Origin of the sequence: Psychrobium sp. 1_MG-2023, assembly GCF_030689115.1 — a bacterium.
Classification (GTDB): domain Bacteria; phylum Pseudomonadota; class Gammaproteobacteria; order Enterobacterales; family Psychrobiaceae; genus Psychrobium.
Map to the genome: position 1 here is coordinate 1 of NZ_JAUYVJ010000019.1, position 12,753 is coordinate 12,753.

General features: G+C 40.9%; 11 protein-coding genes and 4 tRNA genes. 9 read left to right on the forward strand and 6 right to left on the reverse strand.

The window, feature by feature from the left end:
• The first annotated feature begins 1 nt into the window (after window position 1).
• From Q8W26_RS10905 to Q8W26_RS10935, 7 genes are all read left to right on the forward strand, one after another.
• Window positions 2–77, forward strand: a tRNA-Lys gene (locus Q8W26_RS10905).
• Between the two features lie 26 nt (window positions 78–103).
• A tRNA-Lys gene (locus Q8W26_RS10910) sits at window positions 104–179 on the forward strand.
• Window positions 180–458: 279 nt separating this feature from the next.
• Window positions 459–1,547, forward strand: coding sequence for a DcaP family trimeric outer membrane transporter (locus tag Q8W26_RS10915; protein ID WP_101214159.1), 1,089 nt, complete (start codon window positions 459–461; stop codon window positions 1,545–1,547).
• A 257-nt stretch (window positions 1,548–1,804) separates the two neighbouring features.
• A complete protein-coding gene (locus Q8W26_RS10920) occupies window positions 1,805–2,737 on the forward strand; it encodes an exopolyphosphatase (protein WP_101214160.1) in 933 nt (310 codons plus the stop codon).
• A 221-nt stretch (window positions 2,738–2,958) separates the two neighbouring features.
• Window positions 2,959–3,504, forward strand: coding sequence for an adenine phosphoribosyltransferase (apt, locus tag Q8W26_RS10925; RefSeq protein ID WP_101214161.1), 546 nt, complete (start codon window positions 2,959–2,961; stop codon window positions 3,502–3,504).
• Between the two features lie 21 nt (window positions 3,505–3,525).
• The gene (dnaX, locus tag Q8W26_RS10930; RefSeq protein WP_101214162.1) at window positions 3,526–5,931 is read left to right on the forward strand and encodes a DNA polymerase III subunit gamma/tau; all 2,406 of its coding nucleotides are present in this window, start codon (window positions 3,526–3,528) and stop codon (window positions 5,929–5,931) included.
• A 76-nt stretch (window positions 5,932–6,007) separates the two neighbouring features.
• A complete protein-coding gene (locus tag Q8W26_RS10935; protein WP_101214163.1) occupies window positions 6,008–6,337 on the forward strand; it encodes a YbaB/EbfC family nucleoid-associated protein in 330 nt (109 codons plus the stop codon).
• Window positions 6,338–6,532: 195 nt separating this feature from the next.
• Here the strand turns inward: Q8W26_RS10935 and Q8W26_RS10940 are convergent, their stop codons facing one another.
• Window positions 6,533–8,263 (reverse strand): hypothetical protein, encoded by a 1,731-nt coding sequence (locus Q8W26_RS10940; protein WP_101214164.1) that lies wholly within the window; start codon window positions 8,261–8,263, stop codon window positions 6,533–6,535.
• 210 nt (window positions 8,264–8,473) lie between these two features.
• Between Q8W26_RS10940 and recR the strand changes: the two genes are divergently transcribed.
• Window positions 8,474–9,073 carry a recombination mediator RecR gene (gene recR / locus Q8W26_RS10945; RefSeq protein WP_101214165.1) on the forward strand — a complete coding sequence of 200 codons (600 nt, stop codon included), beginning with the start codon at window positions 8,474–8,476 and terminating at the stop codon, window positions 9,071–9,073.
• A gap of 369 nt (window positions 9,074–9,442) precedes the next feature.
• Here the strand turns inward: recR and Q8W26_RS10950 are convergent.
• Both Q8W26_RS10950 and Q8W26_RS10955 read right to left on the reverse strand, forming a co-directional pair.
• Window positions 9,443–9,518 (reverse strand) — tRNA-Val (locus Q8W26_RS10950).
• 22 nt (window positions 9,519–9,540) lie between these two features.
• A tRNA-Val gene (locus tag Q8W26_RS10955) sits at window positions 9,541–9,616 on the reverse strand.
• 203 nt (window positions 9,617–9,819) lie between these two features.
• Between Q8W26_RS10955 and Q8W26_RS10960 the strand changes: the two genes are divergently transcribed.
• Window positions 9,820–10,434 carry a riboflavin synthase subunit alpha gene (locus tag Q8W26_RS10960; protein ID WP_101214166.1) on the forward strand — a complete coding sequence of 205 codons (615 nt, stop codon included), beginning with the start codon at window positions 9,820–9,822 and terminating at the stop codon, window positions 10,432–10,434.
• Window position 10,435: 1 nt separating this feature from the next.
• On the opposite strand, the gene Q8W26_RS10965 is transcribed toward Q8W26_RS10960, so the two are convergent.
• From Q8W26_RS10965 to Q8W26_RS10975, 3 genes are all read right to left on the reverse strand, one after another.
• Window positions 10,436–10,639, reverse strand: coding sequence for a CPXCG motif-containing cysteine-rich protein (locus tag Q8W26_RS10965; protein WP_101214167.1), 204 nt, complete (start codon window positions 10,637–10,639; stop codon window positions 10,436–10,438).
• Window positions 10,640–10,656: 17 nt separating this feature from the next.
• Window positions 10,657–11,397, reverse strand: coding sequence for a pteridine reductase (locus Q8W26_RS10970; RefSeq protein WP_305473360.1), 741 nt, complete (start codon window positions 11,395–11,397; stop codon window positions 10,657–10,659).
• 109 nt (window positions 11,398–11,506) lie between these two features.
• Window positions 11,507–12,730, reverse strand: a complete 1,224-nt coding sequence (locus tag Q8W26_RS10975; protein WP_305473396.1) for a Xaa-Pro peptidase family protein — start codon at window positions 12,728–12,730, stop codon at window positions 11,507–11,509.
• Window positions 12,731–12,753: the final 23 nt, after the last annotated feature.

A 12,753-nucleotide genomic window follows, 5' to 3' on the forward strand; every position in this document is an offset into this window, starting at 1 on the left:
CGGGTCATTAGCTCAGTTGGTAGAGCAGTGGACTTTTAATCCATTGGTCGTAGGTTCGAATCCTACATGACCCACCACTATTTATTATTTGCACTCCATCGATGGGTCATTAGCTCAGTTGGTAGAGCAGTGGACTTTTAATCCATTGGTCGTAGGTTCGAATCCTACATGACCCACCATCATCGAAAATTATTCCCTAAGTTATTTAATATTAAGAAATTTTATTAGCTATTAGTCTTAGTGTATTATTTTTTCTTTTCCTTTTCTTTTTTTTAAATAAAACTCAGTTTATTTTAAGTTATTAAAAAATAAGAGAAATAATCCTTTTTTGTTGCTTTTTTTGACGCTATTATCCTTACGTCTGAATTCATTAGCATAAAGTCTTACGACTTTTTGCTGATTTTCAATGGCTTGCCTTTGTTTGATATTTAAACGGCTAATTTCAAGGAGAAATAAACGTGTTATTAAAAAAACTAAAACTAAATAAAATAGCTTCAACTGTTGCACTAGCTGCACTCGCAACAACTGCTCAAGCAGGATACACAGTAAAACTTACAGATAAAGATACAATTACCTTCGGTGGTTACGTTAAAGCTGATATGCGTACCGTTGATGGTGACATCAATAGCATTACTGACAATTACTGGGTAGGCCTAGCTACACGTAATGATATTTCACGCACTAAACTATCAGTTAACGAAAGTCGCTTTAATACTAAGTATGTTCATGGTGATATTACTGGTTTTATCGAATTAGACTTTTATGATGCCGGCGGTAGCCCAGGTGGCGCAGCAGGTAATGAGATTGTTTCTAACTCATACGGTCCTCGCCTACGTCATGCGTTCATTAAGTACCAAAACGTTTTGGTAGGTCAAACATGGACAACATTCATGAATACCAGTGCACTGGCTGAAGCCGCTGATTTTGGTGGTCCTCTAGTTGCTGCTGCCTTTATCCGTCAGGGTCAAGTTCGTTACACTAACGGTGGTCTACAGCTAGCATTAGAGAACCCTGAATCAGATAAGGGTGATAATACTCAGGATTCTATGCCAGACTTAGTGGCTAAGTATACTTTCAAAGGTGACTGGGGTAATGTTTCTGTGGCTGGTTTAGCTAGACAGCTTAATACCGTAGGTGGTGAGTCAGAAAATGCGTTAGGCTTCGGTGTTGCTGGTCGATTGAAAGTGGGTGAGAAAAACGATTTCCGTTTCCAAGTTCATGGTGGAGAAACCGGTCGTTATGTAGGCGTTGTTGCTGCTCGTGATTTAGTTGGTGAAAAAGTTGAGGAAACTCAATCTTACTCTGTTGCTTACCGTCACTTCTGGTCTGATACCGTTCGAAGCAATTTCTTCTATGGTAATACAACCACCGATGTGGCAGATACAGACCGCACACATTGGGGTGTTAACGTATTTAATAACCTAACACCTAAATTAGCTGTTGGTTTTGAAATTGGTAACTACGAGCAATCAGGTAAAGGCGATAAAGCAGCCAACTTACATGGTGACTCTAACTACTTCCAACTATCGGCTAAATACGCATTCTAATTTACTTTATAAAGCGTAAATAAAACTATAAAGCCAATAAGATGTTCGTCTTGTTGGCTTTTTCGTTTCCTGATGCAAATCACTTCAATTGATCTATGTCTAACAATATAGCGTGTTACGCTTGTAGCTTGTTTAATAATCAGGTAATAATAGTTTAAAGTAATTCAATCGATGACTCACATTTACATTCAATACATGCCGGATGACTCAAATTACGCTGGAGGTATTGAAGCTACGCAGGGAAGGAGATTAGCTGCATGACAGATACGAAGTTCCGTTTAATAACCCGAAGTGATTTTGATGGCCTTGTCTCGGCTGTACTATTGAGGTATCTCGATCTCGTTGAAGAAATCATCTTTGTTCACCCTAAAGATATGCAAGATGGTAAAATTGAAGTGTCTGATCATGACATCAGTACCAATCTACCTTATGTTCCGGGTATTCATCTCGCTTTTGATCATCACCTTTCGGAAGTTAAACGAAATCAAAGCAATCTTGATAATCATATAATCAATCCTGAGGCCCCGTCGGCAGCGCGAGTTGTTTGGGAGTATTACGGCGGCCATGAAGTGTTTCCTGCTGAATGGGACGACATGATGGTGGCGGTTGATAAAGGGGACTCAGCCCAATTTTCTCTAGAAGATGTCGTAGACCCAAAAGATTGGGATCTGCTTAACTTTATTATGGACGCGCGCACTGGTCTTGGGCGATTCCGCGATTTTAGAATTTCTAATTATCAATTAATGATGGAGTTAATTGATATGTGTAGAAAGTCGACAATCGAAGAAATAATGCAGCAAGATGATGTCAAAGAACGAGTAGAGCTTTACTTTGAACAGCAAGAATTGTTCAAGGAGCAACTCAAACGCTGTGCGACGGTCAAAGACAACTTAGTGGTATTAGATTTAAGGAATGAAGAAACTATTTATGCGGGTAACCGTTTTATTATTTATGCGATCTACCCACAGTGTAATATCTCGATTCATGCAATGTGGGGCTTTCAAAAACAGAACATTGTTTTTGCAACCGGAAAATCAATTTTTGACCGTTCATCGCAGACTAATGTCGGTGATCTAATGCTAAGTTATAACGGTGGCGGTCACGATGCTGCTGGCACTTGTCAAATTCCTGTGGAACAAGCTGAGCAAGTGTTGGCTGAGTTAGTTAGTTCAATTAATAGCGATGGCTAAGTGTTTGCAGGTAATCGTACATTTGATTATTAAATTGAACCGAGCGTATTTTGTCTCACGTTCGGTTTCAAATTACAGCGCTAGCCTACCTTCAACGTGATAGTGTGAGCGCTTTCTCGCCTTTTGACCTCTGCATGCTATCAATTCATACCGCCCTCACATATAATCATTATCAACAACTTGAAAGTATTCAAGCCAATTAAAATAGTGAAGTGAACAATATGAACCAACAATCGTTAACCCTAATCAAAGACTCAATCAAAGCAATTGCCGACTATCCAAAACCAGGCATAATGTTTCGTGATGTCACTTCATTACTTGAAGACCCGCAAGCGTTCCAGTTGGTGATTGATTTGTTAGCCCAAGAGTACAAAGATCAAGGCATCACTAAAATTGTTGGAACTGAAGCACGAGGATTTATCTTTGGTGCCCCACTTGCTTTAGCATTAAACGTTGGTTTTGTACCTGCACGTAAACCAGGTAAATTACCTCGTCCGACGCTGTCACAAGACTACACGCTTGAGTATGGCCAAGACACATTACAGATCCACAAAGATTCATTAACAGCAGCGGATAAAGTTCTGATTGTTGATGACTTATTAGCAACAGGTGGTACGGTTGAAGCGACCGTAAAACTAATTCGTCAGGTAGGTGCTACGGTTAACGATGCAGCTTTCGTTATTACGTTACCCGATCTTGGGGGAGAAACCCGTCTTGAAAGCCTTGAACTTAATCTAACAACTCTTGTTAGCTTTGATGGTGAGTAACCAATAAAGCGGGTATCCTTTATGTCTTATCAAGTACTTGCACGAAAGTGGCGACCTAATGACTTTAGTGAGGTTGTAGGTCAACAACATATCTTACAAGCATTAGTAAACGCTTTAGATCAAGAGCGTTTACATCACGCTTACTTATTCAGTGGTACTCGTGGTGTCGGCAAAACCTCGATAGCACGTTTACTAGCTAAAGCGCTTAACTGTGAGGAAGGCGTTTCTGCTCAGCCTTGTGGTCAATGTAATAGTTGCCGAGAAATAGAGCAGGGTAACTTCATTGATTTAATTGAGATTGATGCAGCATCTAAAACGAAAGTGGAAGACACTCGTGAAATCCTTGATAATGTGCAATACAAACCCACTCGAGGACGGTACAAAGTGTACCTTATCGATGAAGTGCACATGCTATCGAAGAGTTCATTCAATGCTCTTTTAAAAACACTAGAAGAGCCTCCTGAACACGTTAAGTTCCTCTTTGCGACTACAGAAACACAAAAACTACCTATTACTATTTTGTCACGGTGTTTGCAGTTTAACCTTAAGGCGTTACAGGTCAAACAAATTGAGACACAGTTAGCACATGTTCTGACTCAGGAAAAAATTAGCTTTGAAGCCCCTGCGCTGACGTTATTAGCAGAAGCGGCAAAAGGCAGTATGCGAGATGCACTTAGTTTAACTGACCAAGCAATATCGTTTGCCAACAATGCCTTAACTACCGTTATTGTTAGCGAGATGCTTGGGACGATTGATAAGAGCTACAGTTTAGAGCTTTTATCACTGGTTGCAGTAAACGATGCCTCTGCAGCTTTTACCTTGCTTGATAACATTGCTGCACTTTCACCTGATTATGACCAATTATTAAAGCAAATGGCATTGGATGCACATTCGGCTTCTTTAGTTAAAATCGTCAAAACAGCAGCACGTGTTACCGAACAACCTAAGGCCTTATTTGAGTTTGCATCGATTGTTGAGAGTGAAGTGCTTCAAGTCTTTTATTCTATCATCCTACAAGGGCGCAAAGAACTCGCTTGGGCTGCCAGTGAACAATCTGGCTTTGAAATGGTTATATTACGTCTGCTGGCTTTTTTGCCTCGAGAGAACACTGACTGTTTAACCCAGCCTACAGAGCAAGTTGTAATATCAGATAATACGTTGAACAAACCAACGAAGCGTACTAGTGATGAACGACAAAATCCGCTGAGTAAAATCCGCCAAGCACTAGAAGAACCATCAAATCCAGCTAAAGTGAAAGCCGAACAATTGATTCAACCAACCATTGAGTCAAGTACTGAACTTAATGATGAGGATGCTCATTTAGCGAGTTTAAATTCACAACAACAGGCGATAGAAACACAAGCTGATCAACTCAAACCTAACGTTGTTAAGCCTATCATTGATGGACCGTCACCAGAGGTACAATCTCCCAGTGCGCCCAACGATTTATTATCGACAGCAACCACCGATCTTGACCGTTCACCTGAACAGGTAGAGCAACCGGCGAGTCAGTTTACTGAAGATGAATTGTTGAATATGTCTATGGCTGAATCGCTTGATGATGAAGAACCATACATTGATGCGGCTCAGTTTGGTGGGCATGCAACACAAGATGCTGCTAGTGAACATCTAACAGATGAATTTGCTTCATCGGCTTCGGTTGTTGACACTCCAGCTTTAGGGATCAGTGAATTTTTAAAAGCTAAATCGCGTTTAAAGAACCAAGTACAGTCTCAAGAAAGTACTCCTGAAAAAAGTACTCCTGAAAAAAAGGACCTAGCAGCGCCGAAAGTTAATGATGATGAGTCACTAGACTCACCTTCGCCGCTGCAAGCAGTAAACCAAAGTAACACTGTTCAACAACAAGTGGTCAGTCAGCCGGTAATGCCAACTGAACATCGTGATGTGAATGTAGAATTAGCTGAACAGCATTCAGCACTTACCGCTGCACATTCACCGCCCACGCCAACTAGCGCTGAACAACGAACAGCCGTAGCTTTAGTTAATGATCCAGCAACACTGCTGGCACCAAATACAGATGATCCTTGGAGTGTTTTAATTGACAAAATGATGTTGGGTGGACGGATCAGACAGTTAGCGATCCATTCTACGTTTAGCCAACAAGGTAGTGATGTTAAATTAATCTTACGTCAGGAGCATCGCCATCTAAACAGTCAGAGCCCTGTAGCAACTTTACAGAAAAACTTATCGATGGCGCTGGAGTTACCCATTGAGTTACAAGTAGACATCGGGGACAGTCAGCATCAAACACCGTTTGAAATAGCGACTGAATTACATCAGACACGTTTAAACCTAGCGATGCAATGTATAGAAAGCGATAGCAATGTTGTATCCTTTCAACAAAACTTTGGTGCGCAGCTAATGCCAGAAAGCGTTAAGTATCGTACAATAAAGGCAATTAACTAGCCTTTATTCTATTGTCTCTTTATTTAGAGTCGGTAGAATAGGGTGTATATATTTACAATTAAGCAAGAGAGAAATTATGTTTGGTAAAGGCGGAATGGGCAATTTAATGAAACAAGCCCAGAAAATGCAAGATGATATGGCAAAAGCACAAGCTGAAATCGCTAATATGGAAGTGACTGGCGAATCAGGTGCTGGTCTAGTAAAAATTACGATGACCGGTAATCATAACGTGCGTCGTGTTGAAATCGACCAAGACTTAATGGAAGACGACAAAGAAATGTTAGAAGATTTAATCGCAGCAGCGATTAATGATGCAGCGCGTCGTGTTGAAGAAACCAACAAAGAAAAAATGGCAGCTGTAACTGGTGGAATGCAAATGCCACCAGGTATGAAAATGCCGTTTTAATATAGCATCTCATGAAAATAGCGCCTTGTGGCGCTATTTTTTTGTCTATTATTCTTTGGCGAGATAACACCGTAAGTAAAAAATCTTAAGACGTAATGCTAGGTCTGACTCTCCCGTAACTAATAGTAAAAAGTCAACGCGAACGTTGACTCTTTACTATTAGTTTCATTCTTAGATTAAGAATCGAAAAATTATTTATTCAGACTTCGCTTTGATTTGTTCAACTTTCTTCGCTGCTTGTTCTTTCGCTTGAGATTTTGATTCAACAGCTTGTTCAGCGAGCTTCTTCTCACTTTGGACAGTCTTTTGTTGAGTTATATCTTTCGCTTGCTCTTTTACAGTCGCGATTTTTTCAGCTACTGCCTCTGTGGTTTGCTTAACGTTTAGTTGCGCTTTCGCCGCATTACTATCGACTTGTAGCGGTGCCTGTTCGACAATTTTAGCCAAAGGTTCAGCCGTCACACTAACTTGTTGAGGAGCTTGTTGTTCAACCTCTGTGGCTTGGACTTGGGCTTGTGATGCGGCAGCTTCGTTAACGGATAATTGCTGTTGGGGTGCTTCTACTAACGTCTCTAGTGGTAATACTGCTGAATTCTGAGCTTCAGACAATACATCAGTTTGAGGTGAGTCCACTTTTAGATCGCCAGCAGGATCTGTTTGCGGTGCAAATGATGCAGCCGGCTGTACAGAGGCTGCGGTCTTTAAACGTTCTTGCTCAAGTTGACGCGCTAGTTCCTGTGCTTTGAGGTTAGCGGCATTAAGTGCTTCAGCCGTTTTTAGTTGTTCAACCATCATTTTATAGCTAGCGAGTTTATCTAAGGTCACTGTTTGTGCATCTGTTAACTCTACTACCTCTTGTTCAAGTTGTGACACTTGGCTGGTAAGTTGTGTATTTTGGTTGATTAACTTAGTTTCGCTTGTTTTGTCATTTAAGCGGGCTATTGCAGTTACCTTGAGTAACTTAAGTTGCTCGATACTTGGTTGGTTTCTTAAATCTTCACTGTTAAGTGCTTGCGAAAGCTCGTGAACAAATTTTTGGTTATTCAGTAAGTAAGCCTCAAATGCAGTATCTTTTTTGGCAGCTAAGCTTGCCACTTCCTGAGCGATGTGTGTTGCATGGTCGAGTTGGAATTGAACTTTTGCAACGGCCTTTTTTATACTTTGGGTATCTCGTGGGTCTTTGTTGATCACAGCGTAGGCAAAGTCGCGGCTATCTAATAAAGCTTGATAGCTTGTTGGAATATATTTTTGAGGTTTGTTTTTGGCTAGCGTTGAGATTTCTATATTAATTGTACCCAACTCGATTTTTTTAACCAGTTTCACTTCAGTCGCTGTCATCTTTGTGACCAGCGCAGGCACAGCTTGTTTAACTTGCGCTAATTTACCGTCGCCAATCTTTTCAACAAAGCTGTTAATTTCTTTATTGTATTGTTTATGTTCTTTAGGAAAGAACTTTTCAAGATTCAATCCGTTAAGACGCTTTTGTTGCTTAAGTGGCTCAGCCAGTGCTGACTCTGCCGTTTCCTTCAAGATATAAGCGGCCATGATATTTTTGTTAGCATCGTCGATATGGCGTAGCATCGTGCTTTTGGCAATAGCACGTTGTTCAGACTCACTTTTGAAAATATTGAGTGATGAAACACCATTTTGAGTAATATCATTATATTCTTCGGTGGCATCAGCCAGCGATGAAAGGGCATCTCTATATTCTTGTGGAGCATAATAACCGAGACGATCTTTTTCAGACGACTTGATCATACGATTAAGCTTGGTTAGCGCTGTTTTTACTTCACTAAAATAGCCCTGACTTTGAACCTCTTGTGTGTTTGATTCGTTGTCATTTATTTGTGGGATTTTGATTTTTGACTGACACCCTGCTAAGGCAGTGAGAGTAATGCACACTGCACCAAGTTTAATTTTGTCCATTATGAACTGACCTTCCTAATGTTTAGATTGTATAAATTTATTTTATTGTTGTTTACCGTTAGCGTCCACTAGTTTACTGAGATTAATGGCTATTATACTAGTAAAAGATCGGTTCCCTTTGATAATGCTTTTCCGCAAGCCAATTTCATTATGTTACACTGCCAGTCTTATTTATAACTATTACCAATATCCGTAACGGTCACCATTGAAATGAAATTTAGCCCTTTAATTACCGAGCTCATCGAGAGCTTAACTTGTCTTCCTGGTGTTGGTCCAAAGTCTGCACAGCGAATGGCTTTTCATCTATTAGAACGTGACCGACGTGGCGGAAATGCACTAGCAGATAGTCTTGATAAAGCGATGCATCAAGTTGAACACTGTATTACCTGCCGAACCTTTACTGAAGAAGTGCAATGTCAGATATGTAAAAATCCAAAACGGGCGGAAAATGGTCAATTATGTATTGTAGAAACGCCAGCTGATGTAATTGCTTTTGAGCAAACAGGGCACTACTTTGGTCGCTACTTTGTCTTAATGGGTCACTTGTCACCGCTTGATGGGATAGGGCCTAATGAAATCGGGTTGGATAAATTAGAACTATTACTAAAGCAATCGTCTATTTCAGAGGTCATTCTAGCGACTAACCCAACGGTTGAAGGTGAGGCTACAGCTCATTATATTGCAGATATCTGTACTGAATATCAGATTAAAGCATCGCGTATTGCTCATGGTGTTCCAGTCGGGAGCGAGTTAGAGTATGTTGATGGCACGACGCTAAGTCATTCATTAAATGGACGCTCAGTATTATAGTCGCACTGTAATTTTTCTATCTGGCGGCTTTAGTAAAGGGGCGCCATAAGAAGTTTTTGGCAACCCATGAGTATCTCTACTTGTGATAACCACCGTCAGCCAAAGCAATATCAACGGCTAGAGAGAGTGCAGAAAAACATAAGCCGGTTCGCTTTATCGCGTGATCTTTAATAACACGATACTTTCTATGTATTTTATTTTTTTAGTTTGAGAAGTAGGAGTAGTGCCGTTCGTGATGGTCGAAGCGTGTGATTGTTGTAATGGTAGTTAACTTGAAATAATACGCTAAAATGACATTATCTGGGGATGTATGACAATTTATCTTAATCAAGATGATAAGCAGTGAAAGTATAATGACATGAGGAAAAGTGGTGCGCGATACAAGACTTGAACTTGTGACATCTAGCATGTCGAGCTAGCGCTCTACCAACTGAGCTAATCGCGCATTGAAGTGTTTAAAATATTGTTGGTGCGCGATACAAGACTTGAACTTGTGACATCTAGCATGTCGAGCTAGCGCTCTACCAACTGAGCTAATCGCGCGTCGCATAACAATATTTCGTTAACGCTGGCTATAGTATATAGCCATGATCTCAGTTGCAAGTGATTTCTATATAATGTTGTGTGACTGGCCATTGATTAACCAATTTGTTGTAATCGCTCCAGTATAAGCCGTCGAGTTTTATTTTCACTAAGCATGTGTTCTTGTTATGATACTGCGAAATTAACCTGAGGTTAGATATCAAATGTTTACTGGAATTATACAAGCCAAAGTCAAGATAAAACACATCGTTAAGCAAACTGGTTTATGGCAATTTGCTATGGAGTTTGGCGATGAATTACGTGAGAATCTAAATCATGGTGCAAGTGTCGCTCATAATGGTGTGTGTTTAACGGTTGCTAAGCAAGATCAACAAGCAGTCTATTTTGATGTGATGCAAGAAACACTCGCAGTGACAAACCTTGCGGATTGTTGTGCGGGAGATGTGGTTAATATTGAGCGGGCATTAAAGTTTGGTGATGAGTTGGGTGGCCATGTTTTATCGGGACACGTCCATGCAACGGCCACATTGGTTAGTCGCGTTGCCAATGAGAGTAACAGTACTTTACGATTTGAATGTGATGCCGGGTGGATGAAATACATATTACCCAAAGGATTTATCTCTATAGATGGAGCTAGTTTGACCTTGGGGAAGGTGGGAACAAATTGGTTTGAGGTCTATTTAATTCCGGAAACACGAGTATTAACAACTCTAGATGAAAAAGCGGTAGGAAGCCGCTATAACATCGAAATAGATAGCCAAACACAAGCTATTGTCGATACGGTTGAGCGTGTCTTAGCTGCAAAGAATATCAGTTAGTTCAATAATACTGCTCATCGTCAGCATCAACTACGACGGTAAGTTTATCTTTGACTTCGTCTAGGTGCGTCACTAGATGCAGCTCTTGGCAGCAGTTGGTACATTCATCGTAGTAGTTTTGATCACCATTACTCGCATCTAACTCAATGTGAGTGTGGTGACCACAATGTGGACAAGTGATCGTTTTCGCTTGGATAGAAGTCATCATATACCTCTTTTCTCTTATGCACCTCTTGATGCATTATAATGTCGTCCACCATCGACAGTTAATATATGCCCTGTGACATATTTAGCTTCGATAAGGTAGGCGATAGCTTGTGCTATGTCGCCACTGGCCCCTTTTCTAGCAAGCGGTATATCTGAAACAACTTGATCTATCGCTTGTTGGCTGATCCCAGCATTGGGCCATTCGATCGCGCCCGGAGCAATGCCATTAACCCTAATGTTGGGTGCTAACTCATTGGCTAAGGAGTAGGTCATCATTTGTAAACCTGCTTTGGCCATACAGTAAGCCGTGTGTTGTTTTAAGGGCTTTTTAGCGTGAATATCACACATATTGATAATGACACCGTTGTTTTTCGTCAGCAAACCCTGACATGCTTGCGCCAAAAATAACGGGGCGCTCATATTTGTTGCTATGAGATCATTATAGTCACTTATTTGTAACTCTGAAATTGGAGTCGGGTAAAAAGACGAAGCATTATTGATAAGAACATCTAATCGGCCATAATGATGCTCAACAAAGTCGCTGATTTCATTGAGCGTAGCAAGGTTTGTTAAATCATTGGACATTGATACCGCAGAGTTTGGTCGCAGTGCATTGAGTTGGCTACACAGATCCTCTGCTTGCTGGTGTGATCGATGATAATGAATAACGACATCATAGCCTATTCCGTGGAGGTGTGTTGCGGTCGAGGCGCCTAATCGTTTGGCTGCACCTGTAATTAGCGCTACTGGAGTCATGATAATTTTTCTCGTTAGAACAATGGACTTATTGTAATCTGGAGTTATCAGGAATTCCAATGTTCGATTTAGCTTTTAACTGACCGAACATTAGTACTCATTGGTTAGGTTAGCGATTAAATGGGTTATCAATAGAATGTGCTGGCTCAGTGAACCAAACTGGTCCTTGTTCGGTCATGTAGAAGTGATCTTCAAGACGAACACCGAATTCGCCATAGATGCAGATCATCGGCTCATTTGAGAAACACATACCCGGCTGTAATAAAGTAGTATCGCCTTTAACCAGATAAGGCCATTCATGAATATCTAAACCAATTCCGTGCCCAGTGCGGTGCGGTAGCCCTGGGACTTGGTAATCTGGACCATACCCTTGTGCCGATAGGTAAGACCGCGCTGCACCATCAACATCTTCACAACGTTGGCCTATTTGTGCAGCATTAAAAGCAGCAAGTTGTGCTTTTTTCTCGTGTTCCCACACTTGTCGTTGCCTATCGGTAGCCTGTCCATAAACGTAAGTGCGAGTAATATCAGATTGATAGCCATGGAGCAGACAACCTGTATCAATAAGGACCATATCATTTTCTTGCAATGTCTGGGCTTCTTTAACGCCATGTGGGTAAGCGGTGGCTTCCCCAAATAACACAATGCAAAACGTTGAACCATTGCTGCCAACTTTCTGATGGGCAATATTAATGAACTCTTTAACTTCAGTGGTGGTTATCCCAGGTTTTAAAATAGACGCTGCTGCTTGATGAACAGCCATGGTCATCATTTTGGCTCGTTGCATCAGAGCGATTTCTTGGTTTGATTTAGCCATGCGGCACTGAGCAGTGATCGGTTTACTAGAACTTAGAGTTATTTTTATGTCCTGTGCTGTGGCTTCATTTAATAGGCCATCAACAATAAAAAATGAGGTTGCTTCATCAATCACCACCTTTCCCTGTGTAATATTTTGATGTTTCAATGTATTTACAAATAATTGATATGGAGACTCATGTTCATGCCATGTTGTAACAGGTGCTTTGACCTGCATAAAATCAGTTAGGCTGCTCTCTTCAAACCACGGGGCTATGTATGTTAATTGACCTGTTTTAGTGAGAATCGCACCGACCATTCGCTCAGAGGCATACCAATGAGTCCCCGTAAAATAACTGAGATTGGTTCCTGCATTTAAATAAAGGGCCTCTACATCGAGTTGCTTCATCAAGTCTACGGCGCGACTTACTCGCTGTTGATACTCTTGTAGTGTGATTGGAGATATCCCGCTGGTCATATCAGAGAGTTTTGAAAGTGCTTGTTGTGGTGTAGAACCACCGATTCCTAAAGCCATGATGAATCCTGGAAAGTTATTTTTAT